The following is a 26,844-nucleotide window of genomic DNA, read 5'->3' on the forward strand; positions in this document are numbered from 1 at the left end:
CTAGCTCCCCTAGGTGTCATGGCCGGACTCCGGGATGGGCTCCTGAGCTGACTGCGGCCCGGGCACTTTGAGCCGTGGCGGAATCCCCTGCCATCCAGTCAAGAACCCCAGCGACGAGACCACGCACTCGTCGCCTGTGCAGCAGTTCAGGCAGGCGTTGGGCCAGCAATGCTTGGTCTACTCCGCGCAGCCACGGCAATTCCCCCGCTAAAGGCAGTCCCGCAGCCGTTGCCACCATCTCTGCATCAATTCCTTCGGCCATGGGCCCGCGAACGACGGCGGCAGATGGCACAGCAGGCAGCTCAGATCCCATCTTCAGGGCGGCCGCCACGGCACGCGCCCTCCCCGGCACAACCACCACCATGCCGTTGCATTGAATACCAAAGGTACTCAGTGCTTCCGGAGTCCTGCCGAGGTCCACCACGACCAGTTCATAGGCTCCTTGAGCGGCACGCATGACCTCATCGACGGCGTCGTGCGTTTGACTTGGGGCATGCAGAGGCACAGCCGTTCGCCGCCCACGCACAGCAGGCAAACCAGTGGGCGCATGCATATAATCGCTGTCGGGGCTGGTGCCCGTTGTTCCAGCTTGCCCCTCACTGGCCCTCCCCTGTTCCCACGACAGCAGGGCCAAAGGCCCCACCTGTGGCAGTGCCGCCGCCAGCTGCCCCGGATTGATGGATCCGGAAACCTGCAATAATTCCGGCCAGCGGAGCCCCGGCGCTTCTTGCGCGGATAGCATCACTCCCAAACCTCCGCCCCAGCGGTCGCCGTCGACCAGCAACGTTCTTGTACCTCTGGAAGCGGCCTCAGCAGCCACCAGCAAGGACAAAGTGGAGGCGCCGGAACCACCACATCCACCCACAACACCCAACACGCCAGCGCGTGATGCTGGATTCTGCAGGCACGCCAGGTAGTCCGCGAGCCAATGGGCCGAATCCGGCAAGAAGGCAACCCGATCAGCCTCGAGCTTAGCGGCCTGCTGCCAGATACGATCGGCATCGGCGGTAAAACCCACCACGATCACGGGGCCGCGCCACCCAGGCGTCGCAGCATCCGGAGCAGCATCAACGAGCACCGCAGCGATGTCCCCGTGCGCCCCGAAGTTTTGTTCAAGTGCCTCGCCAATGACCAGTTCGACGGCGGCCGCAGCAGCAACGCGCCCCACCTCACCTTGCAGCTGCGGGGACCGCGAGAGCAGCAGCACTGTGGTGTCCCGGCGCGGCAGCCAAGGCTTGTGCGCCGGGTCGGATGCTTGACCGGTTGCCGGGCCCTGACGTCGTCTCATGCGTCAACTGTGCCCTCACCGACGCTGCTGATAAAGCCCCAGCACGGCAAAAGTGGATACCACCCCTGCCAAGGGCGCCTGTGGAGGAATTAGTGCTCCAGCCAGTGGAGAATAGAACTTATGTACGCATTGCTGGCCGTGAGTCCCCATGATTCTGCCACCGTCATCTCGCTCCGACACGACGACGGTACCCCGTCCGCGCCCGTCCAGACGGTCACACGCGCTGCCCTGGCCGCGACAGTACGCACTCTGGAGCAAGCTCACCATCCACGGTGGGTCTGGGACCGCGCCACCAACTGGTATCCGGAGCTTCTGACTCAGGACGTGCGCGTAGAGAAGTGCCACGATCTGGCCCTGTGCCAAGGGATCCTCCGGCATTCCAACTACGCGTCAGCCACCTCCTACTCCGAGCATTCAATTGACATTCTGCCGGAGCTAGACCGTGCCGGCTCTGCTTTGCGAGGCCCGCAGCCGGGTCAGGACAGCCTCTTTGATACTCCTGGCGGGTCTGCGGACTCATATGGCTGGGATTTGGACACTGTCATGGCTGAACTTGTTGCCCAAAAAACGGCAGTTAGTTCCTCCACACACCCGGCCAGGCTCACGCTTTTACTCAGTGCAGAATCAGCAGGTGCGCTGGTGGCCGCGGAGATGCATCATGAAGGTATCCCTTGGCGGGAAGACCTACACAGGAGGTTGCTACATGATTTGCTCGGCCCGGAACCCGTTGGTTACGCCCGTCCGGACAAGCTGGAGACTTTGGCCGGAGTCTTGCGGACCACCCTAAATGCGCCATCCCTGAATCCGGACTCCCCGCAAGATCTAATGCGTGCCCTGCATCGGGCCGGGATCGAAGCCAAATCGACCAGAAGCTGGGAGCTACAGGAGTTTAAGCATCCCGCCATTGAACCCCTGCTCGCCTACCGGAAGCTCAGCCGACTTTTCACCACCAATGGCTGGAATTGGCTCCAACAGTGGGTCCATGACGGCCGGTTCCACTCCGAATATGTGGTGGGCGGTGTGGTCTCCGGACGCTGGGCCTCGCGTGGCGGCGGAGCCATGCAGATCCCGGCACAGATTAGAGGTGCTGCCGTGGCTGATCCCGGATACACCTTCATAGTGGCCGACGCGGCGCAATTGGAGCCTCGCGTTTTGGCCGCCCTGTCTCAGGACACGGCTATGGCGGCTGCCGGTAGCGCCTCTGCTGGGAGCAACCCTGGGGACAACGCTGGGCAAAGTAAGGACCTCTATGAAGGCATCGCAGCCGAGGGTTTTGGAGGTGATCGCAGCATGGCCAAGGTTGCACTTTTGGGCGCCATTTACGGAGCCACCACGGGCGATTCTGGGCGCTTGGTCCCTCAGTTGGCCCGCATGTACCCGCGAGCACTGGAATTTGTGGAGCAGGCAGCCCGGGCTGGTGAGCGCGGTGAGGTCGTCACCACTTATTTGGGCCGCAGCACCCCAGCAGTGTCCCAGGAATGGCGGGATGGACAGCGCAGCAACTCGTCCCAGGAACAGCGCCAGGCGGAATCGGCGGCTCGCTCACGCGGGCGATTCACCCGCAACTTTGTGGTTCAGGGGACGGCTGCGGAATGGGCCTGTTGCTGGTTGGCTGACTTACGACGGCGGCTCCGGGCTCTCCCTTCCCTCCCACCGATCGCGGGGGGAAAGCCCGGCCCGAGGACGCCGCAGTTGGTCGCATTTCTCCACGATGAGGTGGTGGTTCACTGCCCGTTGGAGTTAGTGGAGGAGGTGACTGCCATGATGCATGAATCATCGATGGCCGCCACGAAGCTGATCTTCGGACACATGCCTTTAGAGTTCCCCGTGAAGGCCACTGTCGTTGAGTGTTACGCGAACGCAAAATAGGCAACCCAACTTAAACTTGCTGCCGATTCCGACAGCTCGGCTACGACAAGGCGGCTGCTACAGGGCGGCTACCACTGGGCCAGCTCAGATGGGGGCCGGGAGTTCTCGTTGTTCGTCCCACGGCACGGCCCAGCCCAATTCGTGGAAAACGAAGTTCAAGATGCCAGCTGTGAAGCCCCAGACCACAACGCCGTTGACCGCGAACGCCGGGCCTCGGTAGGTGTGTTGGTCACGGGTCAACACAGCGGTGAAGCGGTTCTCGGGATCAAGCAGGTCCCGCACTGGAACCCGGAAAACCTGTGCCGACTCACCGTAGTCCACCACATCGACGGGTGTTTGGCGCGCCCACCAGCCCACCACTGGGGTAACCATGAAGTTACTGACGGATAAGGGAACCTCGGGTAGGGTTCCCAGCACTTCGACGCCCAGAGGATCCAGTCCGGTCTCTTCCTGGGCTTCTCGCAGTGCCGCTGCAATGACTGATTCATCTGCCGCGTCCACGCCCCCGCCGGGAAAGGCTACTTGGCCCGGGTGGTCGTTCAAGGTCGCGGCCCGCTCCACCAGAAGAACGTCAAGATCCGCAGAGATAAATGGCTTGGAAGAGCTGGCGCCGATGTCATCCAACGCACCAAACAACATCAACACGGCTGCCTTGCGATACGCGCCAACATCCGCAGGAACCTGCCAGAGAGCCGGTCGGCCCACGACGTTTATTTCGCTGAGTGTGGCTGCCTTCTCTGCAAGAGCGAGCAAATCAGCATAGGCGCTCACGCCCGAATGCCTTTGGCCGCGGCATCCGCAACACGGTCGGCATGCTGCGACTCCTGCCTGTACTGGGCTGCCTTGTGGACATCGGCCAGCATTCGGGCCAGTAGTTCCTCTTGCCCGGGGGCCATTTCATATTTCAACAGCTTGGCGGCCTTCACGGGGTCCACCTCGCCATCACCATAGGCGGGACACAGGTGTGCAATGGGGCAGGCTCCACAAGCCGGTTTGCGGGCATGGCAAATACGCCGCCCGTGGAACACCACACGGTGCGAGAGCATGGTCCAATCGCGCCGCTCGAAGAGGGCAGCTACGTCGGCCTCGATCCGGACGGGGTCAGTGGACTCCGTCCAAGCAAATCTCCGGGCCAGGCGCATGAAGTGCGTGTCGACGGTGATCCCGGGAACGCCGAAGGCATTGCCCAGCACCACATTCGCGGTTTTTCGCCCGACTCCCGGCAGCGTAACGAGAGCCTCAAGTGAACCCGGGACCACGCCGTCGTACTCGTCAACAAGGCGGGTGGAGAGGGCCAGCAAGTTAGCAGCCTTCGCCCGGAAGAAGCCAGTCGACTTGATCAGTACCTCAAGCTCCATGCTCTGGGCCTGAGCCATCGCCAGGGGTGTGGGGAACCTGGCGAATAGCTCAGGAGTGACGGCATTGACGCGAATGTCAGTGGTCTGCGCCGAAAGAACGGTGGCCACGAGCAACTCAAACGGGTTCCGAAAATCGAGCTCCGCATGCGCATACGGGTACAGCTCCGCCAGCTCACGGTTGATTTTCCGGGCACGACGCTTGAGCCCAAGAGCCGATTCTTCAGCCACCACCATCGCCTTCTACTGGCTGTCTGAGGCCCGCTCGATACCCACCAGATCCAACAATAGTCCGGTCTTGCCACGGCTATCCTGCACGAGGAAGCTGTTGCCGCGGTCCTCCAATGCCAGAATCCACGCACCGGGGACCAGCTTGAAAGCGAACTGGCGCGTCTTTTCATCGATGGCGTTCTGGGGTCGATCAACGGCGAACCAGAACGGTTCAGCAACAACCGGAGCCACTGACGGGTTCACCGTGGCGGTGATGCTTTCGCGATTGGCGGACGGCGCAAAGGGGTTTTCCGATGCGGCTGCCGGCTTCACAGCTTCAGACTTGAGCGCTTCGGGGACCTGCGGGTTCAGCGTGGTTGCCACAACTTCCTTGGCTTCCGTTTCCTTGGCTGCTGTGGCACTGGTGGCACCGAAGTTGCCCTGCGCCGCGGCCGGTGTCTGCACCGAGGGCTGCGCAGCGGTGTGAGTTGCCGCTGACTGGTCTCCTGACGGGGTGCTCCTCGCTGAGCCACTCTCGGCGCTGGCCGCGGTGGCAGGTGCTGCTGCACCGGCCGTGCCTGCGGAAGCACCGGTTCCTGCGGTGGCTGCTGCACCGGTGGACGGAGTTGCCGCAGCTGCCGAACTTGTGGCCGCCTGGGTTGTGGCGGCGGCGGAGCCTGCGGCTGCCGAGGCACCAACGCCCGCGCCCGCGCCGAAACCAGCAACAGCACCTGCACCTGCACCTGCACCTGCACCTGCAGAGTTTTCCTTGGCGGGCGTAAAGATCTGACCGGCTTGGTTGTGCTTGCTCGCGGCCGGGGCACCGTTCCAGCCGCCCTGCTGAGCGCCTGGGCTTTGCTGGGCGCCGCCCTGCTGAGCTACACCCTGCTGGCCGGGTACATACTGGGCCGAAGCTCCCGAAACCGGGGCCCCCTGGCCGTAAGGCTGCTGACCAGCATTCTGCTGCGCAGCACCCATTTGGGCGGCCACAGGCTTAGGTGAGCCAGGACGCTTGACGGCGGGAACGGCGTCGCGCGCGGCAAGAGGGGCCGGAACTTCAACCCGGCCGGTGAAATCGGCGGCGAGGACGGGGATCCACTGTGCGCAAACAGTGGACACCAGCAGTAGCAGCGAACCAATCAGACCGATCAGGAAGGCGATTCCAAAGTTGCTCACGGTGCCCACAAAGAAGAAGTACGTGGCGAAGGCCGCCACGACCGAGCCGAACTGGTCTATGGAGAGCGAACCGATGCGAACCTTGGCGGCCGGGCTCATGCGGCGGGCCAGGAAAAGCCCACCCACAACGAGAGGCAGGACCACACCAATGCCGATGTAGAACAGGCCGCTGGTGTTCCAGAGGTTCAAGCTGCCGGCCAAGGTGTTGACGATCGGCACCAAGGATGCCACGAAGATGATCAGCACCGAACCTAGGACTATTAAGTCCCGGACGGTCAACGGCCCGGCAACGGCCTTGGCGGCAGTTGCGCTCTGGAGAGTTGCGTTCTGCGCCGTAGTTTCCTTCGGCCCGCTCGCCTGGGATGCCGACGAAGGCCTGCTTTGTTCAGTCATGGTCTTGCTCCTCAAAATCTCACGTTTGTCCCCAGCCTAGTTAACAGGTGAATCCAACACTAGCGAGCCACAGCTCAAATACCGTGTAAATGCCCCTGATGGGGAGAAGTCCCCATGTCTACGTGATCACCGCGTGCATGCTATTGAGCGCAGAAACCACGCCGTTGATCCCACGGGACTGTGACGGCTAACACTTGCAGCTGTGAGAAGCGCTACAGTTAATCTAGGAACGAATCGTTGTCCCATAACAACCATCCAGCGGAAACTAACTTCCTCTTTAGGGAAGCTATATACCGCCGCCTGAATAGTTTTTCGCGGGTCAACGGCTACGAAGGAATGAAGGGAATTTAGATGTCTGAGGTCACCACCGCAGCTGACAACCAGTCCGGCGACGCACTGGAAAATCTGCTCACGGAGAATCGTCACTTCGCACCGAGTGCCGAATTTGCCGCAAACGCGATTGTCCACGCCGATGAGTACGCAAAAGCCAATGCAGATCGTCCCGCCTTCTGGGGTGAGCAGGCCCGTGAGCTCCTGACCTGGTCCAAGCCCTTCACCAAGACGCTGGACTGGACCAACCCGCCCTTCGCTACATGGTTTGAGGACGGCGAAATCAATGCCGCCTACAACGCTTTGGATCGTCACGTCGAGGCCGGCAACGGTGACCGCGTGGCCATTCACTTTGAGGGTGAGCCCGGCGACACCCGCACATACACCTACGCGCAGCTGACCGAAGAGGTCAAAAAGGCCGCCAATGCCTTCGAATCTCTGGGACTCGTCAAAGGCGACCGCGTGGCCGTCTACCTGCCCATGATCCCCGAAGCCGTCATCACGCTTCTCGCCTGCGCCCGCATCGGTGCCATCCACTCCGTGGTCTTTGGGGGTTTCTCCGCAGACGCACTACGCAGCCGTATTGACGACGCCGAAGCCAAACTGGTCATCACCTCTGATGGCACCTTCCGCCGCGGCAAACCGAGCTCCCTGAAGCCCGCCGTTGACGAGGCACTCGTTGCGCCGGGCCACTCCGTGCAGCACGTAGTTGTGGTCAAGCGCAATGGCCAGGACGTCAAATGGGTGGAAGGCCGCGATGTTTGGTGGGACGACACCGTTGGCACAGCATCCACCGAGCACACCGCCGTGGGCCATGCAGCCGAGCACCCGCTATTTATCCTCTACACCTCCGGTACCACGGGCAAGCCCAAGGGCATCCTGCACACCACTGGTGGTTACCTGACGCAGACCGCGTACACGCACCGTGCCGTGTTTGACCTGCACCCGGAAACTGATGTTTTTTGGTGCACGGCCGACGTCGGCTGGATCACCGGGCACTCCTATGTCACCTACGCGCCGCTCATCAATGGCGCCACGCAGGTCATGTACGAGGGCACCCCGGATTCTCCGCATCAGGGCCGCTTCTGGGAGATTGTTGAGAAGTACAAGGTCACCATCTTGTACACAGCCCCCACGGCGATCCGTACGTTCATGAAGTGGGGGGAGGAAATCCCCAACAAGTACGATCTCTCCTCCATCCGCCTACTCGGATCGGTAGGCGAACCCATCAACCCTGAGGCGTGGATGTGGTACCGCCGCGTCATTGGCGGCAACAACGCCCCTATCGTGGACACCTGGTGGCAGACCGAAACCGGTGCCATTATGGTGGCACCGCTGCCTGGCGTCACCAACACCAAGCCGGGCTCGGCACAGGTCCCCATGCCCGGCATTGCCGTTGACGTGGTAGATGAACTTGGTGCCTCGGTGCCTCACGGCCACGGCGGCTACCTCACCATTCGTGAGCCATGGCCGTCCATGCTGCGCGGTATTTGGGGTGATAACGAGCGCTACAAGGACACGTACTGGTCTCGCTTTGATGAGATGTACTTCGCAGGCGACGGCGCCAAGTGGGATGATGACGGCGACATCTGGCTACTGGGACGCGTCGATGACGTCATGAACATTTCCGGTCACCGCCTCTCCACCACGGAAATTGAATCCGCTTTGGTCAGCCACCCTTCGGTTGCAGAGGCAGCTGTTGTTGGCGCCGCAGACGAGACCACCGGCCAGGCCGTAGTCGCGTTTGTCATCCTGCGCGGTTCCGCTGTGGAAGATGCTGATATCGTCACCACCTTGCGCAACCACGTGGGCAAGGAAATTGGTCCGATCGCCAAGCCCAAGACCATCCTGGTGGTGCCTGAGCTGCCCAAGACCCGTTCCGGCAAGATCATGCGCCGCCTGCTCAAGGACGTGGCCGAAGGCCGCACCGTTGGCGACGCCTCAACCTTGGCCGACAACACGGTCATGAACCAGATCGCGGAGTCACTCAAGGCTTAGCCCCACCCAAGTGTGGCGCAGTTGTTGCTAAAACAGGTTTGTTTTAGCAACAACTGCGCCACACTTTTTTGCGCCCAGCGAGCCAAATGTCCCCTTGTCACGAAAACATGATCGAAAACTTTCCCTTTTGCATCTTGACGTTCTCTTTTGGGAGTTTCATGATGAACACATGTGAGTCAACTCACGGTCATGCGTTTCAAGGGAGAAATCATGTCACCAAATGAAGACCGGTCCCCGCTTAGCTTCAACCACATCGGCATGGACCGCCGCACGCTACTGAAAACGCTCGGCATCGGGGCCGTCAGCGCCGCCGCCCTCCCGATGCTCGCCGCCTGCACCGGCGGGACGGCCCCCGGCGCTTCGGCATCAGCATCAACGTCCCTGACGTTCGGCTCAGGTTCATCCGACGATGTGCCCAAAGCCGCGTACAAGGCAGTCACCGACGCCTTTACCGCCCAGTCCAAGATCACTGTCACCACCAACGTGGTCCCGCACAACGATTTCCAGAACAAGATCGCTACCTACTTGCAGGGCAGCCCGGATGACGCGTTTACCTGGTTCGCAGGCTACCGGATGCAGTACTACGCCAAGCAGGGCTTGCTGTCACCCATCGACGATGTCTGGGAGAAGATCGGCGGCGGATACTCCGACGCCATGAAGAAGGCGTCCACGGGCCCGGACGGCAAAATGTACTTTGTCCCGAATTACAACTACCCGTGGGGCTTCTTCTACCGCAAGAGCCTCTGGACTGAGAAGGGCTACGAAGTTCCCACCACCTTTGACGCCCTCAAGACCCTCTCGGCAAAGATGAAAGCAGATGGCTTGATCCCGATCGAGTTCTCCGACAAGGACGGTTGGCCCGCCATGGGCACCTTCGACTACATCAACATGCGCCTCAACGGCTACCAGTTCCACATGGACCTCACGGCTCACAAGGAATCCTGGGACCAGACGAAAGTCACAGCTGTCTTTGATACCTGGAAGGAACTGCTACCCTTCCAAAACCCCGCCGCATTGGGCATGACCTGGCAAGATTCGGCGATCTCCCTGGGCCAGAAAAAGTCGGGCATGTTCTTGCTGGGCTCTTTTGTGACCCAGCAGTTCACTGACCCGGCCATCCTTGCTGACATCGATTTCTTCCCCTTCCCCGAGATCGCTATGGAAGGACAGGACGCCGTCGAAGCCCCCATTGACGGGCTGCTGCTCTCCAAAAAGGGCGGCAAAAACCAAGGCGCTAAAGACTTCTTGGCATTCATGGGAACCCCCGAAGGTCAGGACGCCTATGCCAAGGTGGACCCATCAAACATCGCCACCGTCAAGGGCGCTGACACCTCCTCATTCAGCCCGCTGAACAAGAAGTGTGCCGAGACAATCGCCAATGCCAAGAGCATCAGCCAGTTCTTCGACCGCGACGCTTTGCCGGCCATGGCCACCAACGTGATGATCCCGGCGTTGCAGGGCTTCATCAAGGACGGTTCCATCGACGTCAAAAACCTCGAAGCGCAGGCAAAGGCCCTCTACGCAGCCCAGTAGCTCCTGCCGTGGCGGCGGCGAAACGCTCCGCCGCCACGCCTTGCGCCCACCCACTGAGGAAGCGAGTTTGTCCGTCATGAGCAGAACCACTGATCTTTCACATCCTTCACCGGCTGGCGCACCCCGGTCCGGCCGAAGGCGCAGCGCCCCCGGAACCAACAGAAAAGTCAGGCGACTTTCCACCCGCGACAAGGTGGTTCTAGCATTTATGGTGGGGATCCCCACGTTGATCCAGCTGGCCTTCGTCTGGATCCCCACCGTCTTGTCCGTTTTCTTGTCCTTCACTCGTTGGAACGGGCTGGCCCTCTCGGACATCAGGGCGGCCGGCCTGGCCAACTACAGCTACGTGTTCAACGACAGCCCCGCGTTTTGGCCGGCCGTCCAACACAATATTTTGTGGCTGGTGTTCCTGGCCGTCATCGCCACCCCGCTCGGACTGCTGCTGGCGGTGCTCCTGGACCAAAAAATCCGCGGCAGCAAGATCTATCAGAGCATCTTCTTCGTCCCGGTCATGCTGTCGCTGGCGTTGATCGGCATCATTTGGCAGCTGTTCTACCAAAAGGACAACGGCCTGCTCAACTTCCTCTTAGGCACCGCTGGCACGCCACAGGCCGTGGACTGGTTCGGCAACTCCGACGTCAACATTTGGGCAGCCCTCGTGGCGGCCACGTGGCGCCACGCCGGTTACGTCATGATCTTGTATTTAGCCGGGCTCAAGGGCGTTGATGCGTCCCTGAAGGAGGCCGCCGCGCTTGACGGCGCCAATGGCCGCCAGACGTTCTTCCGCATTGTTTTCCCGGCCATGGCACCGATCAACATCGTGATCGTGGTCATCACCATCATCGAATCCCTGCGCGCGTTCGACGTGGTTTGGGTCATCAACAAGGGCACCAATGGTCTGGAACTCATCAGCGCCCTGGTCATCACTTACCTGATAGGCGAAGGTCAGTCCATCGGCATCGGCTCAGCTTTTGCCGTAATCCTGCTCGTAATTTCCTTGGTCCCCATCACGATCTACCTGTCCCGTACCTTCCGGAAGGAGAAGTTCTGATGTCCACTTCCATCGTTGCTAAAGGCCTGAAGAACGACGGCGTCAGCTCGCGCAGCGGCAGCCACGGCAAGTCCCACTATGGCACCCACATCTTCCTGACTGTCATGGCCATCATGTGGCTAATTCCGTTGGGGTGGGCCCTCTTTACTGCTTTGCGTTCAAAGGAAGACACCGACAAGTATGGCTATTTCAGCTTCGGCGGGGCCTTTAACTTTGACAACTTTGTGCAGGCCTGGACACAGGGCGGGTTCCCCCGCTACTTCATGAACTCGCTGATCATCACGGTCCCCACGATCGTGTTGGTCTTGCTTTTTAGTTCCATGATGGCATTTGCTGTCAGCCGGGTGAGTTGGAAGTTCAACATCACCTTGCTGATCATGTTCACCGCTGGGAACCTGCTGCCGCCCCAAGTGTTGGCCACGCCGCTCTTTGAGATGTTCAAACTCACCCCGCTGCCTTACTGGTTCAGCGATTCCGGCAGCCTGCTAAACACTTACTTCTCCGTCATTATTGCCAATACAGCGTTCCAAATCGGCTTTTGCACCTTTGTGCTCTCCAACTACATGAAGGCACTCTCAACCGACCTGACCGAGGCCGCACTGGTGGATGGTGCCGGAATCTGGCGCCAGTACAGATCCATCATCATGCCCCTGTGCAAACCAGCCATTGCCGCCTTGGCCACGCTGGAACTGATCTTCATCTACAACGACTATTTCTGGCCGCTACTCTTCATTCAAAGCGGCGACAGACTGCCGGTGACCACTGCCATCAACAATCTGCAAGGCACGTTCCTCTCCAACTACAACCTGCTCGCAGCTGGCGCCACCATCACAGTCATTCCCACACTGATCATTTATCTGGTCCTGCAGCGCCAATTTGTAGAGGGGCTAACCCTGGGCTCCAGCAAAGGTTGACCTGCCCCACTCACGCACCTAAGTGGAAAGGAACGTCCATGCTTGCAGACGTCCGGCGCTTTGAAATCCTTGCCGCCATCAATCAGGAGAGGGTCGTGCGGGTGGCCGACCTAGCCGAAAAATTTGGTGTCTCCCTCATGACAGTCCGGCGCGACATTGAAGTCCTTGAAGAAGACGGGAAGGTGGAAAAAATCCACGGCGGTGCCAAACTGCCCGGAAACACCAGCGCACACGAGCCCGGATTTGAGCTCAAGTCCAAGCAGTTCACAGCGGAAAAGCAAGCCATCGCCAAGGAGGCTGTGACGCTGGTCCACGACGGTATGGCGATCGGCCTCAGCGCTGGCACCACCACCTGGGCGTTTGCCAAGCTGCTGTGCGCCAAGGAAAACCTGACCATCGTGACAAACTCAGTGCGGATAGCTGATGTCTTTCAATCCTCCGGGTCCACGTTGCCGGTAATCCTCACAGGTGGCGAGCGCACGCCGTCGGATGCGCTGGTGGGGCCCATTGCCACCCAATCCATCCGTTCCCTGCATCTGGACATGCTGTTCATGGGCGTCCATGGTGTGGACGCGCACGCCGGTTTCACAACTCCGAACTTGCTCGAGGCCGAGATGGACAGGGCTCTGATCGAGGCTGCTCGCAAGGTGGTGGTGCTGGCGGACAGTAGTAAATGGGGCACCGTGGGGATCAGTACCATTGCCGCCCTCGAGGACGTTGACGAGGTCATCAGCGATGACGGCCTCGGTGCCGAGGCGCAACGAACCTTGCGCCAACGCGTCGGCAAGCTTCATCTAGTCGCCACCCCCGGGGCAACCCAGTGAGTTGACTCGACCCAACTGTGGCGCGGTTGAGTCTCTACTTTAAGGGCAGCCGCAAGAGCTGCGTAAGACAAGTTCGGAGGGAATGACCAAGTGTTGCGGCTCAGCCGTGCGTAGCTCACCCACGAGGGCACTGACTGCAGCCTGAGCCATGGCTCTGACAGGTTGTTTCACCGATGATAGCGGCGGCCAGCAATACTCGGCGTCGATGGACCCGTCAAAGGAAACCATCGCCATTTCATCCGGCACTGCCACTCCCGCTTCATTGAGTGCACGCAAAATACCGATGGCTTGCATATCTGAGCTGGCAAAAACCGCTGTGGGACGCTGCGCTGCGGCAATCAGGCGCTGACCGGCAGCATATCCGCCTGCGCGGGTAAACGGGCTCCGGACAATGGGCCCTTCGCCGAGACCAGCATGAGAAAGCGCATCCAGCCATCCGAGTTCACGACCGTCCATGGCACCCACCACATTGTCTCCCATCGCCAAAGCAATGCTGGTGTGACCGTGGCCGATCAGGTGCTCCACTGCCGCCTTGGCGCCAGCACGCAGATCCGTCCCGACAGTTGAAAAACCCTCAGCCTTCATGGTTGTTGCCAGGAGCACAGTCGGAATGTTGGCAGCCTGAAGCTCGGCCAAATCAGGCTCGAACAAATTGCTGGCCAGAAAGACGCCGTCCACCTGCCGCCCCGCCAAGTTGCGAATGTGAGTACGCTCCCTAGCCGGACTGCCACTGGAATTGGTCATCAGAACCGCGTAGCCCATCGCGCTGACTTCTTCTTCAACGGCTTGCGCCAGCTCGATGAAGAACGGGTTCCGGGTGTCCGGAACAACCAGTCCTAGTAGGTGGCTGGATCCCAGCTTAAGGGCACGCGCCGCTGCGTTCGGGCGGTAACCGAGGACCCGGACCGCCTCTTGCACCCGTGCCTCGGTTGCCGGAGAAACGTTCTTGGGGCCCCCATTGACAACATAACTGACCACGGCGGCACTCACCCCCGCGTACCGTGCTACGTCCTTGCGAGTCACAGCAGTTCGAAGGGGCCTGGCCACCGAGTCAGTCATAGTGCCAATGCTAACTAGATTTGCGCCGGAGCATCGCCAAAGTCAGCAATCGCAAGGCGTTCCCCACCGCGCAGTGCCGACTTGTGGGCAACGATTCCGGGCAACGTGAACCGGGCCGCCACCCAGGCGTTGACCGGCGGCAAGGTGCCGTGATTGGCGGCGCTGACGAAGTCGTCAACCAAGAAGTGGTGACTGCCCTCATGTCCGTTGGGGGCACCAACAAATTCCTCAGGCAGCCTTGCCACGTCGTGAACGCTGGCATGGCCTGACATGAACGCTGCCCGTAGAGCTGGGGCAACATGGGCCAATGACTCATCGTCGTCGTTCATTGTGGCGTGCGTGGCCAGCTCTGCGGAAATGTCTGTGACGAGTTCCTTGTCCTGCCAGACCGTGACCTCGGCGAGCTGCTCCATACTGGCCTCAGTACCAAAGTAGCGGAACCGGGATTCGCGGATATGCGACGGGTACCCCACACGGCGCATTTCGTTGATCCGCATGGCGCCGCCGTCATTGAGCTCAAACAAGGCTGTTGCGTTGGAGAAATCATTATTGAACTGACTGACGTCCTTATCGAAGACACCATCGTCCCGCTGATCCTTGACCCCAATGCAGCTGACGCTGACCGCGTGCCCGTCGATGGCGCCCAAAACGCCACCGACAGAGTGTGTGGGGTACAGCATGGGAGGGTAGCTGGCAGTGCTCTTCCACTGCTCGCCGCCACTGTACTGGTACGCCTCATAGAAGCCCAGATCCATGTCATGGACGTAGTCACCCTCAGCGTAGAACACCCGGCCAAATGCGCCGTCGGCCGCCTTGCCACGTGCGTAGACAGTGGCGGGGTTGTAGTAGCTGGTTTCACCCATCATGTAGGTTAGGCCGGTTTCCCGGACCGCCTCGATGATGGCGGCAATCTCCTCTTCGGAGACAGCCATGGGCACGGCCGAGTACACGTGCTTCCCGGCTCGCAACGCCTTCAGGACCAAAGGCCCGTGCGTCCACCTCTGGGTAAAGATGGCAACGGCATCGACGTCTGAGGCGAGCATGGCGTCGAAATCCGCCACCGTCCCGTCCAGGGACAGGCGCTCGTTCAGTTCGACGGCGCGTTCGGGCACAACGTCGGTGACGGTAATTTTCGTGACGGACGGGTGCAGCGCAAAAAGTTTGGCGAACTGACCAGCGAACTGGCCGGCACCAATGATGCCAAGAGTGATTGACATGAGGTCACCTTTCATGTGATTTGAGATACAAGCCCATGAAGTCTTGCACCCAAATCTACTCGAGTCAATAGTCCTTTTGGCTCAATAAAGGCAATAAAAATAAAGCAAAAGCCAATCCTTGCGAACAGAAATTTACTCGTGTAGACTCCTCAGAAAACTGTTACCCGCATCACATAAGAGAAAAGGGGGTCGCCGATGACCACCATGAAAACCGCGGCCGCGCAGCACAGCACCAGGGTCGCCGCGCGGACACCGAAGAGACGCCGGGCGACTGATCTGCGGACAGCACTGATCTTCATCGCACCAGCTCTGGTGGGCCTTATTGCGTTTTATCTCGTGCCAACCATTCGGGGCCTGTAACTCAGCTTCACCGAGTACGGACTCTTTGGAGACCCCATCTGGGTTGGGCTAGAGAACTACACAAAGCTCTTTGCTGACAAACTGTTCTGGAATGCCATGGCAGTGACTGGCGAATATGTAGTGCTCAACATCGCGTTTCAGACAGTCTTTGCCCTGGGACTGGCGCTTCTGATGTATCACGTGGCCAAGTCCACCCTGATTCGCGGGATCATCCTTTTGCCGTATTTGATCGCCAACGTCGTTGTGGCGTTGCTGTGGTTTTGGATGCTCGACTATCAGATCGGCATCGTCAATCAGGTCATCGAATGGATGGGGCTGCCCCGCATCGCTTTCTTTGGCAATGAAACATGGGCCATTCCCACCATTGCCTTCGTCAACGTATGGCGCCACATGGGCTACACGGCACTCCTACTTTTCGCCGGGCTGCAGGCTATCCCACGGCATGTCTATGAGGTTGCCGCTCTTGATGGGGCGGGGCCCTGGAAAACATTCTGGAAAATCACCCTGCCCTTGCTTCGCCCAATCCTTGTGCTGGTTCTGGTCGTGACAGTCATTGGTTCCTTCCAGATCTTCGACACCGTTGCGGTGACGACAGGCGGCGGGCCCGTCAATGCCTCCCGCGTGATCCAGATGTACATCTTCGACAAGGCGTTCACCGAGCAAGAGTTCGGCTACGCCTCTGCATTGGCCTCGGTGCTATTCGTCGTCATTGGCATTGTGGCATTCCTGCAGATGAAATTCCTGCGCGGTAACGAATCCGAGCTGGACTAAGGAGACTACCCATGACAACAACACAAAAAACCACCGTCCCACCCGCTCGAAAACGCACCACCACCGGCAGGAGCGTTCCACCCCAAAGCCACCGTCCCAAGGCGCCCCTGAACTGGGGCAAGATCAGTGCCTGGGCCGTCTTGACGCTGGCTATTCTGATCACAGTTGTGCCGTTCCTGTGGATGATTCGTACAGCCCTCTCCAGCAATCATTCGCTGGCAGCCAACTCCGCTAGCCTGCTGCCGGCAGACTTCAGCTGGGGAGCATTCAAACGTGTACTGGGGATGCAAAGCGCCGAAGAGGCGCTGGCTGAGGGCGGCTCCGGTGCTGCCATCAACTTCTGGCTTTATCTTCGCAACTCATTCATCGTCTCCACCATGGTCACCGTATGCCAGGTGTTCTTTAGCGCCTTGGCCGCTTATGCGTTTGCGCGCTTGAAATGGCCAGGAAGGGAGAAAGTCTTCACTTTCTTCCTAGCCACCTTGCTTGTTCCGCCAATCTTCACCGCCCTGCCCAACTTCCTGCTAATCAAGAACCTCGGCATGCTCAACACCTTCCTTGGCATCGCACTGCCCAGCATGCTGATGACTCCGTTCGCCATCTTCTTTCTACGGCAATTTTTCATGGGTATGTCCCGGGAAATGGATGAGGCCGCCAAACTTGACGGGGCCAGCCATGTCCGAATCTTCTTCCAGGTGATCATGCCCAATGCCGTTGGCCCCATTGCCACGTTGTCGCTGCTGACTTTCATCGCGTCATGGAACGAGTACTTTTGGCCGCTGCTGGTGGCTCAAGAAGAAAATGTGCGGGTTCTGACAGTGGGCTTGAGCGTCTTCAAATCGCAATCCCCGCAAGGCGCCCCCGATTGGAGCGGACTGATGGCGGCAACTCTGATAGCTGCCCTGCCAATCCTGATTTTGCTCATTGCCTTCGGCAAGAAGGTCGTCAATTCCATTGGGTTCTCCGGGATCAAATAGCCCGTCTCCCCCGAAAAACTCACCATAAACTGCACTACTCAAGCCCACCGTTGAAAGGTTTACCATGAAGAAAACCCTTAGCGTCACCGCCGTCGCTGCTGCTATTGCCTTGTCCCTCACTGCCTGTGGAGGTGGTGCCACAGCAGCAGCCGAGGGCGAAATTAGTTACTGGCTCTGGGACTCCAACCAGCTCCCCGCCTATCAACAGTGCGCTACCGACTTCCACACGGCGAATCCCGAGCTATCGGTCAAAATTACCCAGCGTGGCTGGGCAGACTATTGGTCCACCCTCACCAATGCTTTCGTCGCTGGCACAGCTCCTGACGTGTTCACCGATCACCTCACAAAGTTCCCGGATTTTGTCGCCAAGAAGCAGGTCCTGCCCTTGGACGACGCCGTAAAATCCGGGAACATCGACACCGCTCAGTACATTGACGGCCTCGCCGATCTCTGGGTTGGTCAAGATGGCAAGCGCTATGGGTTGCCGAAGGATTGGGACACTGTGGGCATGTTTTACAACAAGGCCATGACGGAAGACGCCGGTATCTCTGACGAGCAGATGAACACCCTCGCGTGGAACCCCACAGACGGGGGGACCTATGAAAAGGCCATTGCGCACCTCACCGTTGACAAGAGTGGCAAGCGCGGCGACGAGGCTGGTTTCGACAAGAAAAATGTGGCAGTTTACGGTCTTGGCCTCAACGGCAGCGGATCCGCGCAAGGCCAAACTGAATGGAGTTTCCTGACGGGCACCATCGGCTGGACGCATACGGATAAGAATCCGTGGGGCACCGTCTACAACTTCGACGATCCCAAGTTCCAAGAAACCATTGCCTGGTGGGCCTCGCTGGTCGAGAAGGGGTACATGCCCAAGTTGGAAACAACTGTCGGCGCCGCCATGCCGGACACCTTCGGCGCCAGCAAGTCAGCCATTAATACCAACGGCGACTGGACCATCGGCCAGTACACCAGTCTGAAGGACCTTAAGGTGGGAATTGCGCCCACCCCGATCGGAGCTGATGGCAAGCGATCCAGCATGTTCAATGGTTTGGCCGACTCCATCAGCTCTGACACAAAGAACCCAGAGGGTGCCGCTAAGTGGGTCCAGTACCTGGCCTCCAGTGCATGTCAGGACGTTGTTGCCGCCAAGGCCGTCGTATTCCCGGCTATTAAGACCTCATCGGACATTGCCGAGAAGGCTTTCGCAGAGAAAGGGACTGACGTTAGCGCCTTCACCCAGCACATCAAGGACGGAAGTACTTTCTTGTTCCCCATCACCGACAATGCCGCTAAGGTCGAAGCCATCATGGCTCCGGCCATGGATGCAGTCGTTTCCGGAAAGTCCCCGGCCAGCTCCTTGACCGAAGCTAATACGCAGGTCAACGAACTCTTCACAAAGTAGCCCCTCCCCCAACTGCCCCGCAGTTAGCAGCCAGAATTCATTGCAATTCACGAATTCTGGCTGCTAGCTGCGGGGCAGTTGCTTCATGACAGGTCAATGCAAGCCGGGCACAAGCGTTTAAGGGCATTATTAACCCATGACTTCCTCCCAAGCCGCACGTCGTGGCACCCTGCTGATCCTCAACGGCCCCAACTTGAACTTGCTGGGTACGCGCGAACCGGAGATTTACGGCTCAACTACCCTGTCCGACGTCGAACAGCTCACCACTGCGGCTGCCGAAGCCGCGGGGTTCAGCACTACCTGTCTGCAGTCCAACCACGAGGGAGCCCTGGTGGATGCGATCCACGCGGCGCGCGGCACGGCGGTGGGCATCATCATCAACGCAGGCGCGTACACGCACACCTCGGTGGCGCTGCGAGACGCGATTGCCGGCGTCGAACTTCCCACGGTCGAGGTGCACATTTCCAACGTTCACCAGCGTGAGGAATTCCGTCACCACTCCTACCTGTCAGCGGTGAGCAGCGCGGTTATTGTGGGCGCCGGGATTCACGGCTACGAACTGGCCGTGAACTACTTCGACAAGACTCTTGCCTAAGACGCTTCTCTGAGGCGCTGCATTAGAACCTGTGCTTAGCCAACCTTGCAGGACCCTGATCCCACCGGAGAATTCAGTGTTGGGGCCGCCGCAATGACTGGGCTTGCTTCCTTCATGGTCAGCGCGAAGCCAACGTTGTTGGTGGAAGTTGCCTTGGCGAATACCACTCCCACTACGCGGCCCTCGGTGTCCAAGAGTGGGCCACCTGAGTTACCCGACTGCACATTGCCAGCTAGCTGGTAGACGTCGACGGCGGACTCGGCCCCGCCGGTGATGTCCGGAACCATCATGGGCCCCGATGACAGGACGGTTGCCGGCCGAACCTGCAAGGGGCCACCTAAGGGATAGCCGGCAAAGGCTGTGGCTGTGTTGCGGGCAACCGTGGCGGCAGTTGACAGGGGCGCGGCATCTAGAGAGTCGACGGCGAGCACGGCCAGGTCCTTGACGGCGTCGAAATAAACCACGCGGGCAGGTAGCGCACCCTGAGTTTGGGTCTGGACCATTGGCATCGTGACACCAGCCACCACGTGAGCGTTGGTGACAACCCGTCCTGGGGAAACCACAAAACCCGTGCCCGTCTGGTTCTGACCGCACTGGAAAGCGGTGCCGGAAATTTTCATGACTGACTGTGCCGCGGCGTTCCACGCAGGGGTGTTGGTATCGGCATTGGGCGCGGCCACTTCCACATTGGGCCCTGTGGGGTTCAGTAACGCCGGAATCCCTTCCTTCAGCACCAAAGATCGCCCTTGGGCCACGGCTTCCTTTACCGGATCCGGCGTCCACGCCTCAATCCGGGAGATCACCTGGGACTTGCCCAATAGCTGTGAGACCAGCGGAATACCCAAGTTCCCCACGCCGAAAGCCACGATGGAAATAACAAGGGCTCCCACCACCACGTTCAAGGCCCCGCCGAGCACACGATTTACGGCGCGGATCGAATCGGATTTTACGGCACGTCCGATGGCGCTACCAAGCTTCATACCCAAGGTGTGACCAAGCGCAATTAATATGACTGTGGACCCAATCACCATGACCGTCCGCCAACCCGGGCTTGGAGCATATTGGCTGATAAATGGCGCCGCAAAGAATGCGCCAAAGGCTCCGGCAATAAAACCTGCAAGGCCACCTAGGCTCGCAACAAGTCCTACCTTGAGTCCATAGATTAACTGCCAAAGCAGCCACAGGATCAGCACGGCATCAAGCCAGGAGTAACCAAACACTTCTTTTGCGCGCTCCAATCATGAGCCAGTTCCGAGCGACCTCAGCCCGGCAGTGCGGGCAACATCGAAAGCAGTACAGGCAGTTCCTGATGCCATGAGGCACCTATGGCAAATATTACCGTCGAGACTCATGATTCTCCGGGGCTTTTGCCGCTGAGAGTCTGCCAATATGCTGGCAATGGGCGAGTTCAATGCCAAATTGGTCACAAAACGGGAAAATATCTGAAAGAATCAATATTAGGTCAGAACTTTTTCGATACTTAACTTTTAGGAGATTTCATGGACATCGAGGTATTGCGCCGGGCACCACTTTTTGCCACGCTCGACGACGAGGCATTCCGCCTTTTGACGGACGAACTGGCAGAGGTTGATCTGTCCCGCGGCGCTTCGGTCTTCCGTGAAGGAGACCAGGGCGACCAGCTCTACTTCATCGTTTCCGGCAAGGTCAAGCTGGGACGCACCTCCTCCGACGGCCGCGAGTCACTTGTTGCCATTCTCGGCCCGGGCGAGCTCTTCGGTGAAATGGCCCTCTTTGATCCGGCACCTCGCAGCACCACCGCGACCGCCGTCTCGGAAACTCGCCTGGCCGGCTTGAAGAACGAATCCCTCAACGCTCTGCTGCGCAACCGTCCCGAGGTGTCCATGCAGCTGCTGCAGGCCCTGGCCCGCCGCCTGCGCCGCACCAATGACAACCTCTCCGATCTGGTCTTCTCAGACGTCCCCGGCCGTGTGGCCAAGGCGATCCTCGATTTGGCCGACCGCTTTGGCCGTCCGGCAACTGACGGAATCCTCGTAGCCCACGAGCTCACGCAGGAAGAACTGGCCCAGCTGGTCGGCGCTTCACGCGAAACCGTCAACAAGGCTTTGGCCGAGTTCGTCCAGCGCGGCTGGCTCCGCCTGGAAGCCCGCGCCGTTGTCATCCTGGACGTCAACCGCCTGCGCCAGCGTTCACGCTAGTCCCCACTCGCCGGCCCGCTAAATCGCTGACGCGATTTCCCGGGAACCTGGCGAGTGTGGGCCCAACGTGGGCCCAACACCAAAAAATCCCGGCTGCCTTTCGGCGGCCGGGATTTTTCATGTGATTGAGCGCTTAGCGATAATGCCCCAAAGGTGACGACGCGTTGGGGAAAAGACCCCGAAAAGTGAGGAAGCGTCGGGGCAGACCTACCGTTCCCGGCAAGCTGCACCCTCCGACGCCGGGGCTGTGGATACTTCCAAGTTCAGCTGGTCCTCGCTACCAACCACCAGCGTTGCTTGGTACTCGTTGATGGGCCGCTTGTGGTTCAGGTAGGCAATGCATCCGCGGGCTGCTGCGATCTTTTCCAGGATGACTTCCACGCCGGGGACCACCAGTTCACTCAGGGTCCGCCCCAAAGTGACCTCCTGGCCTATTTCATCGCCCAGTACGGTGCTGTTGCGCTCCGCCAGGATTTCACTTGCACAGGCCCACCGACCCCAAATGCCCTTGCTGGTCAACAACGACGGCGCTTGGGCAACAGGCATAACGGCGGCAAAGTAGCGGGTATCAAAGCGCCTGTGGGCAAAGTCCGGGCTCAGCCAGTGACTGAGCGGCTTGAGTAGATCCGTCCGCAGGGCCAAGCCATAGCGTTCCAGCAGAGACGCGAACGTGATCTCCTGCGCTGCAATGGCTTCACGGGCCCGCATCCATTCGGGGCCGTTGATTCCTTCGGCGAGGGAGGATGCATCGGGTCCGGCAAGTAGGACCCCGGTTTCCTCAAAGGCTTCCCTGATGGCAGCCACCACGTGGCGCTTGGCTAGCCCAATATCCTCGGTGCCCAGGCTCTTGGCCCAAGCAGCCGGTGAGGGGCCCACCCAGTCGGTGACGTCGTCATCCGCGGGTTCAATGGTGCCCCCCGGAAACGCCACAATACCCAGCGGAGAACCACCGGGACGGTACGTCAAAAAAGTCTTCATGCCGGCAGGGCTGTCCTTCAACAGCACCACCGAGGACGCCAGCCGTGGCTTACCGGGTGTGCGTCCGCCAAAATCCAACCACGCCTGCGCGGCTTCCCGCTGACCTTCTGTCAGCGGGAAGAGCCGCTTGCCTGCGGGCCGAAAGCCCGCCGGATTGTTACTGGAATTCGGCAATCAACTCAACCTCAACAGGAGAATCCAAGGGCAGAACGGAAACTCCGACGGCGGAGCGTGCGTGGACGCCTGCCTCACCAAAAACTTCACCTAAAAGCTCGGAGGCGCCGTTGATGACCCCGGGCTGTCCGGTGAAGGACGGATCCGAGGCCACAAAGCCCACAACCTTCACGATTCGGGTGACGCGGTCCAGATCGCCAATGACGCTCTTGAGGGCTGCAATGGCGTTGATTGCGGAGGTTGCGGCCATGGACTTTGCGTCCTCAGCTGAAACTTCGGCACCGACTTTGCCGGTAGCTGGGAGTTTGCCGTCAATAAAAGGCAGCTGTCCGGAGGTGTAAACATGGTTACCCGAGATGACGGCAGGCACGTAGGCAGCAACGGGCGCAGCTACGGGCGGCAGGCTCATGCCCAGCTCGGCCAGGCGTGCCTCAATGCGCCCGGAGCCCTGAGTTGTCGCGGTATTCACGGCTAGGCCTTCTCTCGCTTGAGGTAGGCGACAAGGCCGCGGCCGTCGGGCCCCGGAACAACCTGAACCAGCTCCCAGCCCTCGTCACCCCAGCTGTCCAGGATCGCCTTGGTGTTGTGGATAATCAGCGGAATCGTAGAGTACTCCCATTTGCTCATACGTCAAAGAGTATCCCCTGCCGGTAAACTGGAAAAATGGCAGCAAAAAAACACCCCATTTTCGATACCGCCACAACGCTGGGTAAATTGGTCCTCTTTCTGGGCGTCAGCGCGATTTGTGGCGTCTTGGTGGCAGGACTCATGGTTCCGGCGGCGGCTTTGGCCAGCACTACAACCACCTCCTCCATCACGCTCTTTGATGAGCTCCCGGACGAGATGAAGGTGGGCACACCGGCCCAGTCGTCAAAGATTCTGGCCTCTGATGGTTCCCTTTTGGCTACGTTCTACGACCAGAACCGGACCGAAGTGGCGCTGAAGGACATCTCGCCGTTTATGAAGGACGCCATCGTTGCGGTGGAAGATGCGCGTTACTACGACCACGGCGGCATCGACACTCGTGGATTGATGCGTGCCGTTACGGCTATGGCCCAGGGCGGTGGCCGCCAGGGTGCCTCCACCATCACCCAGCAGTTCGTGAACAACGTCATCATCCAGACCTACGCTGCCGACGGCGACTACGACAAGATTAAGCTGGGTAGTGACAAGGGTGTTGGCGAGAAGGTCCGCGAGATCAAGCTGGCCATCGCCATTGAAAAGAAGTACTCCAAGGACGAGATCCTGCAGGGTTACTTGAACTGGGTGCTGTACGCCAACGGCAACTTTGGTATCGAATCAGCTGCCTACAACTACTTTGGCATTCATGCTAAAGACCTGAACCTGCCGCAAGCTGCCCTGCTGGCCGGTGTGGTCAATAGCCCCCAAATTTATGACCCCATTGCCAATCCCGAGAATTCTCTGACGCGCCGCAACTTGGTGTTGGACCACATGCTGGATCAAGGCATGATCGATGCAAAACAGCATAAGGAAGCCGTTGCCTCCAAGGTAGCCCTGAAGGTGCAGCCCACACGTAACGGTTGCACCACTGCAGTACGAGCCGAGTACTTCTGCGAGTACGTCAGCAATCTCTTCGTCAATGATGCGAAGTACGGTAAAACTCCCGAGGATCGCCTCAAGGTCCTTCTGCAGGGCGGTTTGACCATCAAAACCACGCTGGACGCGAAAATGCAGGACGCCGCTCAGGCTCAGTTTGCGAACTTCGCCCCCATTGAGAACAACCCTGACCATGTTGGCCAGGCCATTGTGTCCGTCCAGCCCGGCACCGGCAAGATTCTTGCCATGGCGCAGAACTCCAAGCTGGCGCCCAAAGAGGGCCAATGGAAAACGGACTACAACTTTGCTGTTGACCGGCTGGATGCCAACGGTGCTTCACTGGGCGGCTCAGGCGGCTTCGATGTGGGCTCGACCATCAAGCCGTTCACCTTTGCCGAATGGCTGAACTCCGGCCATAGGGTCGATGACAGGGTGGACGCCTCGGTGCGCCGCTACCCCCAGTCGCGTCCGTGGACCAACAGCTGCGGAACCACTACCGGCTACTACGACAGCTCCGACCCCCAAGTCGCCCCGGACCTGCAAAATGCCGACGGCCCGGACGGCATTTACTACCGGACGTTCACGGCCCGGCAGGGACTCTCCTTGTCCCTGAACACTGCAACCATGGCAACTGCGGCTCAGCTGGATATCTGTAACATCCAGAAGATGATGACGGCCACCGGCATCCACATGGGCAGTGACGTCACCAAGCCCTACAACGTCTCCAGCATCAGCGCCCTGCTCGGCAGTGGCGAGGTTGCGCCACTGACCATGGCCAATGCCTTCGCCACCTTTGCCTCGGGCGGCCGGTACTGCACACCTATTGCTTTGGAATCCATTACCAACGCCAAGGGCGAGAAACTCCCGGTTCCGAGCGCTAACTGCAAGCAGACCGTGAAGCCTGAAGTGGCTGCCGGTGTGAACATGGTTCTCCAACAGGTACTGCAGCCCGGCGGTTCCGGTTACGCCATCCCGCTGCAGTACCCGGCAGGTGCCAAGACCGGTACCACGAACGATTCCCAGCAGACCTGGACCACCGGCTACACGCGCGGCGTGGCTACGTCCTCCTGGGTTGGTATGCCGGAGAACAAGAATGATTCCACCAACAACAAGCTCATCGCCGGCCAGTATCTCCCCTACGTTGACGGCTCCACCTATGCAGGCAAGGCCTGGCAGGGCTACATGAACCAAGTCGCTGGAAACTACGATGTAGGCGCTTTCGATCCGCCGCCGGCCAGCATCGTCTCCCCGCCGGCTCCACCGCCCGCGCCCGCTGAAACAAAGTCCGCCGATGACAACAAGGACTCCCAGGAGAAGCCTGCCACGGAGAACAAGGACAAGCCGGCCACCGATAATAAAGACAAGAAGAAAGACTAGAGCCTAAGCCTCCATGCCTAGTATGCGAACAGCCCCGTCCCGCTTCACCACAGTGAAAGCGGCGGCGGGGCTTGCCGTTGCCGCCGGCGTGGGCGCGGTAGCCTATGGCACCTTCATTGAACGTAACTGGTTTTCCATCCGGGAGGAACGACTGGCCATCCTGCCGCCTGGTTCGGCTCCGTTCACGGTGTTACACCTCTCCGATATTCACTTGTCTCTCGGCCAGCACAAACGGACTAATTGGCTCCGCGAGCTCGCCTCGCTGGCGCCGGATCTGGTAGTCAACACCGGAGATAACCTCAGCCATCCTGAAGCCATTGCTCCGCTTTTGGACGCACTGGGTCCGCTCATGGAATTCCCCGGAGTGTTTGTTCCGGGCTCCAACGATTACTTTGCGCCAAGCTTCAAGAACCCGTTGGCCTACTTCTCCGGCCCGTCCAAGCTGCCGGCAGCCGAGGGCCGGCACCACCCCGTCCCCCTGGACACCGAAGCCTTGCACACCGGGTTTGGCATGGGCGGCTGGGTCAACCTGACCAACCGGGCCCAGTCCATCCCGCTCAAGGGAATCCGGTTCGACTTCAGCGGCGTGGATGATCCGCACCTCAACCGGGAACGCTATGCGGGCTGGCCCCGCGGCGCGGTGGGCCAGGACAGCGCCCCGCACGTCAAGATCGCCGTGGCGCACGCCCCGTACCAGCGGGTTCTGGACCATTTTACGGCCGACGGTGCGGATCTGATCCTGGCTGGCCATACCCACGGCGGCCAAGTCTGCGTGCCCGGGTACGGCGCACTTGTCAGCAATTGCGATCTGCCCACCTGGCGCGCCAGAGGCCTCAATGACTGGGAGTCCGCAGGACGTACGACGCCGGTCAACGTGTCCGCAGGCATCGGCACCGCGCGCACGGCCCCCTTCCGCTTCGCCTGCCGCCCTGAGGCTGTTGTCCTGACCTTGACGGCGAAAACGCTCAGCAGCAACTGATTGCAGCACTGTTTTCGCGGTCACTGTCCGAACCCCTGCTCTCGATTTCGTAAACTGGCACCCTGTCCGCTATTCTTGAGAGGTTGCTTTTCAAGACCGTCACTGGTCAAGGAAAAACAATGGATCGGGGTGTGGCGCAGCTTGGTAGCGCGCGTCGTTCGGGACGACGAGGCCGCAGGTTCAAATCCTGTCACCCCGACCAATGTGATGTGTCGCGACATCGTTGACTGATGTAGCGAGACATTGTTGACAGAAGCTCTCTCCTTCGGGAGGGGGCTTT

General features: G+C 59.8%; 22 protein-coding genes, 1 tRNA gene and 1 pseudogene. 14 read left to right on the forward strand and 10 right to left on the reverse strand.

Translation table 11 applies throughout. The features are described 5' to 3' along the window. Positions 1–16 precede the first annotated feature (16 nt). Positions 17–1,288 (reverse strand): septum site-determining protein Ssd, encoded by a 1,272-nt coding sequence (gene ssd / locus CXQ93_RS13485; RefSeq protein ID WP_104110940.1) that lies wholly within the window; start codon positions 1,286–1,288, stop codon positions 17–19. Between the two features lie 120 nt (positions 1,289–1,408). Between ssd and CXQ93_RS13490 the strand changes: the two genes are divergently transcribed. Beyond that, on the forward strand, positions 1,409–3,157 hold the full coding sequence (locus tag CXQ93_RS13490) for a bifunctional 3'-5' exonuclease/DNA polymerase (RefSeq protein WP_104110941.1): 1,749 nt from the start codon (positions 1,409–1,411) through the stop codon (positions 3,155–3,157). An 84-nt stretch (positions 3,158–3,241) separates the two neighbouring features. Here CXQ93_RS13490 and CXQ93_RS13495 read toward each other — a convergent pair whose 3' ends face one another. Genes CXQ93_RS13495 through CXQ93_RS20680 form a run of 3 tightly spaced genes read right to left on the reverse strand, consistent with a single transcriptional unit; the run spans position 3,242 to position 6,291 of the window. Further along, positions 3,242–3,928: an NUDIX hydrolase gene (locus tag CXQ93_RS13495; RefSeq protein ID WP_374953408.1), complete on the reverse strand. Its 687-nt coding sequence runs from the start codon at positions 3,926–3,928 to the stop codon at positions 3,242–3,244. Continuing rightward, on the reverse strand, positions 3,925–4,749 hold the full coding sequence (nth, locus tag CXQ93_RS13500; RefSeq protein WP_104110942.1) for an endonuclease III: 825 nt from the start codon (positions 4,747–4,749) through the stop codon (positions 3,925–3,927). The genes CXQ93_RS13495 and nth overlap by 4 nt, the downstream gene beginning before the upstream one ends. Before the next feature lie 6 nt (positions 4,750–4,755). Further along, a complete protein-coding gene (locus tag CXQ93_RS20680) occupies positions 4,756–6,291 on the reverse strand; it encodes a hypothetical protein (RefSeq protein WP_181036159.1) in 1,536 nt (511 codons plus the stop codon). A gap of 351 nt (positions 6,292–6,642) precedes the next feature. Here CXQ93_RS20680 and acs point away from each other — a divergent pair, with 351 nt between their 5' ends. The 5 genes from acs (at position 6,643) to CXQ93_RS13550 (ending at position 12,941) form a co-directional block, all read left to right on the forward strand. Beyond that, positions 6,643–8,619: an acetate--CoA ligase gene (acs, locus tag CXQ93_RS13530; protein ID WP_104110948.1), complete on the forward strand. Its 1,977-nt coding sequence runs from the start codon at positions 6,643–6,645 to the stop codon at positions 8,617–8,619. Between the two features lie 210 nt (positions 8,620–8,829). Then, positions 8,830–10,152 (forward strand): ABC transporter substrate-binding protein, encoded by a 1,323-nt coding sequence (locus tag CXQ93_RS13535; protein WP_104110989.1) that lies wholly within the window; start codon positions 8,830–8,832, stop codon positions 10,150–10,152. 76 nt (positions 10,153–10,228) lie between these two features. Beyond that, complete coding sequence (locus tag CXQ93_RS13540; RefSeq protein WP_104110949.1) at positions 10,229–11,203, forward strand: carbohydrate ABC transporter permease; 975 nt, start codon at positions 10,229–10,231, stop codon at positions 11,201–11,203. Then, the gene (locus CXQ93_RS13545; RefSeq protein ID WP_104110950.1) at positions 11,203–12,117 is read left to right on the forward strand and encodes a carbohydrate ABC transporter permease; all 915 of its coding nucleotides are present in this window, start codon (positions 11,203–11,205) and stop codon (positions 12,115–12,117) included. Before CXQ93_RS13540 ends, CXQ93_RS13545 begins: the two co-directional genes overlap by 1 nt. Positions 12,118–12,155: 38 nt before the next feature. Continuing rightward, a complete protein-coding gene (locus CXQ93_RS13550) occupies positions 12,156–12,941 on the forward strand; it encodes a DeoR/GlpR family DNA-binding transcription regulator (protein WP_104110951.1) in 786 nt (261 codons plus the stop codon). A gap of 39 nt (positions 12,942–12,980) precedes the next feature. Here the strand turns inward: CXQ93_RS13550 and CXQ93_RS13555 are convergent, their stop codons facing one another. Next, positions 12,981–14,000, reverse strand: coding sequence for a LacI family DNA-binding transcriptional regulator (locus tag CXQ93_RS13555; protein WP_104110952.1), 1,020 nt, complete (start codon positions 13,998–14,000; stop codon positions 12,981–12,983). A gap of 14 nt (positions 14,001–14,014) precedes the next feature. Further along, positions 14,015–15,217 (reverse strand): Gfo/Idh/MocA family protein, encoded by a 1,203-nt coding sequence (locus tag CXQ93_RS13560; RefSeq protein WP_104110953.1) that lies wholly within the window; start codon positions 15,215–15,217, stop codon positions 14,015–14,017. A 204-nt stretch (positions 15,218–15,421) separates the two neighbouring features. On the opposite strand from CXQ93_RS13560, the pseudogene CXQ93_RS13565 reads away from it, so the two are divergent. The 4 genes and pseudogenes from CXQ93_RS13565 (at position 15,422) to aroQ (ending at position 19,322) form a co-directional block, all read left to right on the forward strand. Continuing rightward, positions 15,422–16,348 (forward strand): annotated as a pseudogene (locus CXQ93_RS13565) (carbohydrate ABC transporter permease). Positions 16,349–16,359: 11 nt separating this feature from the next. Continuing rightward, a complete protein-coding gene (locus tag CXQ93_RS13570) occupies positions 16,360–17,325 on the forward strand; it encodes a carbohydrate ABC transporter permease (protein ID WP_104110954.1) in 966 nt (321 codons plus the stop codon). 64 nt (positions 17,326–17,389) lie between these two features. Beyond that, on the forward strand, positions 17,390–18,727 hold the full coding sequence (locus CXQ93_RS13575) for a sugar ABC transporter substrate-binding protein (RefSeq protein WP_104110955.1): 1,338 nt from the start codon (positions 17,390–17,392) through the stop codon (positions 18,725–18,727). Between the two features lie 136 nt (positions 18,728–18,863). Beyond that, positions 18,864–19,322, forward strand: coding sequence for a type II 3-dehydroquinate dehydratase (gene aroQ / locus CXQ93_RS13580; protein ID WP_104110956.1), 459 nt, complete (start codon positions 18,864–18,866; stop codon positions 19,320–19,322). Positions 19,323–19,357: 35 nt separating this feature from the next. On the opposite strand, the gene CXQ93_RS13585 is transcribed toward aroQ, so the two are convergent. Next, positions 19,358–20,542 (reverse strand): MarP family serine protease, encoded by a 1,185-nt coding sequence (locus CXQ93_RS13585; RefSeq protein ID WP_104110957.1) that lies wholly within the window; start codon positions 20,540–20,542, stop codon positions 19,358–19,360. A gap of 279 nt (positions 20,543–20,821) precedes the next feature. On the opposite strand from CXQ93_RS13585, the gene CXQ93_RS13590 reads away from it, so the two are divergent. Next, positions 20,822–21,499 (forward strand): Crp/Fnr family transcriptional regulator, encoded by a 678-nt coding sequence (locus tag CXQ93_RS13590; RefSeq protein WP_038465875.1) that lies wholly within the window; start codon positions 20,822–20,824, stop codon positions 21,497–21,499. A 207-nt stretch (positions 21,500–21,706) separates the two neighbouring features. Here the strand turns inward: CXQ93_RS13590 and CXQ93_RS13595 are convergent, their stop codons facing one another. From CXQ93_RS13595 to CXQ93_RS20685, 3 genes are all read right to left on the reverse strand, one after another. After that, positions 21,707–22,651 carry an NUDIX hydrolase gene (locus CXQ93_RS13595; protein ID WP_104110958.1) on the reverse strand — a complete coding sequence of 315 codons (945 nt, stop codon included), beginning with the start codon at positions 22,649–22,651 and terminating at the stop codon, positions 21,707–21,709. Continuing rightward, positions 22,635–23,060: a RidA family protein gene (locus CXQ93_RS13600; RefSeq protein ID WP_104110990.1), complete on the reverse strand. Its 426-nt coding sequence runs from the start codon at positions 23,058–23,060 to the stop codon at positions 22,635–22,637. The genes CXQ93_RS13595 and CXQ93_RS13600 overlap by 17 nt, the downstream gene beginning before the upstream one ends. Before the next feature lie 62 nt (positions 23,061–23,122). Further along, complete coding sequence (locus tag CXQ93_RS20685; RefSeq protein WP_181036160.1) at positions 23,123–23,278, reverse strand: hypothetical protein; 156 nt, start codon at positions 23,276–23,278, stop codon at positions 23,123–23,125. A 36-nt stretch (positions 23,279–23,314) separates the two neighbouring features. Between CXQ93_RS20685 and CXQ93_RS13605 the strand changes: the two genes are divergently transcribed. From CXQ93_RS13605 to CXQ93_RS13615, 3 genes are all read left to right on the forward strand, one after another. Further along, a complete protein-coding gene (locus tag CXQ93_RS13605; RefSeq protein WP_104110959.1) occupies positions 23,315–25,585 on the forward strand; it encodes a transglycosylase domain-containing protein in 2,271 nt (756 codons plus the stop codon). Between the two features lie 13 nt (positions 25,586–25,598). Next, on the forward strand, positions 25,599–26,564 hold the full coding sequence (locus CXQ93_RS13610) for a metallophosphoesterase (RefSeq protein WP_104110960.1): 966 nt from the start codon (positions 25,599–25,601) through the stop codon (positions 26,562–26,564). 125 nt (positions 26,565–26,689) lie between these two features. Continuing rightward, positions 26,690–26,766 (forward strand) — tRNA-Pro (locus tag CXQ93_RS13615). Positions 26,767–26,844: the final 78 nt, after the last annotated feature.

Source organism: Arthrobacter sp. N199823, assembly GCF_002929705.1.
Lineage (GTDB): Bacteria > Actinomycetota > Actinomycetes > Actinomycetales > Micrococcaceae > Specibacter.

Coding starts and splice junctions, on each gene's coding strand:
- ssd (WP_104110940.1), bottom strand. CDS start 1,288: ATGAGACGACGTCAGGGCCCGGCAACCGGTCAAGCATCCGACCCGGCG.
- CXQ93_RS13490 (WP_104110941.1), top strand. CDS start 1,409: ATGTACGCATTGCTGGCCGTGAGTCCCCATGATTCTGCCACCGTCATC.
- nth (WP_104110942.1), bottom strand. CDS start 4,749: ATGGTGGTGGCTGAAGAATCGGCTCTTGGGCTCAAGCGTCGTGCCCGG.
- CXQ93_RS20680 (WP_181036159.1), bottom strand. CDS start 6,291: ATGACTGAACAAAGCAGGCCTTCGTCGGCATCCCAGGCGAGCGGGCCG.
- acs (WP_104110948.1), top strand. CDS start 6,643: ATGTCTGAGGTCACCACCGCAGCTGACAACCAGTCCGGCGACGCACTG.
- CXQ93_RS13535 (WP_104110989.1), top strand. CDS start 8,830: ATGTCACCAAATGAAGACCGGTCCCCGCTTAGCTTCAACCACATCGGC.
- CXQ93_RS13540 (WP_104110949.1), top strand. CDS start 10,229: ATGAGCAGAACCACTGATCTTTCACATCCTTCACCGGCTGGCGCACCC.
- CXQ93_RS13545 (WP_104110950.1), top strand. CDS start 11,203: ATGTCCACTTCCATCGTTGCTAAAGGCCTGAAGAACGACGGCGTCAGC.
- CXQ93_RS13550 (WP_104110951.1), top strand. CDS start 12,156: ATGCTTGCAGACGTCCGGCGCTTTGAAATCCTTGCCGCCATCAATCAG.
- CXQ93_RS13555 (WP_104110952.1), bottom strand. CDS start 14,000: ATGACTGACTCGGTGGCCAGGCCCCTTCGAACTGCTGTGACTCGCAAG.
- CXQ93_RS13560 (WP_104110953.1), bottom strand. CDS start 15,217: ATGTCAATCACTCTTGGCATCATTGGTGCCGGCCAGTTCGCTGGTCAG.
- CXQ93_RS13570 (WP_104110954.1), top strand. CDS start 16,360: ATGACAACAACACAAAAAACCACCGTCCCACCCGCTCGAAAACGCACC.
- CXQ93_RS13575 (WP_104110955.1), top strand. CDS start 17,390: ATGAAGAAAACCCTTAGCGTCACCGCCGTCGCTGCTGCTATTGCCTTG.
- aroQ (WP_104110956.1), top strand. CDS start 18,864: ATGACTTCCTCCCAAGCCGCACGTCGTGGCACCCTGCTGATCCTCAAC.
- CXQ93_RS13590 (WP_038465875.1), top strand. CDS start 20,822: ATGGACATCGAGGTATTGCGCCGGGCACCACTTTTTGCCACGCTCGAC.
- CXQ93_RS13600 (WP_104110990.1), bottom strand. CDS start 23,060: ATGAGCCTGCCGCCCGTAGCTGCGCCCGTTGCTGCCTACGTGCCTGCC.
- CXQ93_RS20685 (WP_181036160.1), bottom strand. CDS start 23,278: ATGAGCAAATGGGAGTACTCTACGATTCCGCTGATTATCCACAACACC.
- CXQ93_RS13605 (WP_104110959.1), top strand. CDS start 23,315: ATGGCAGCAAAAAAACACCCCATTTTCGATACCGCCACAACGCTGGGT.
- CXQ93_RS13610 (WP_104110960.1), top strand. CDS start 25,599: ATGCCTAGTATGCGAACAGCCCCGTCCCGCTTCACCACAGTGAAAGCG.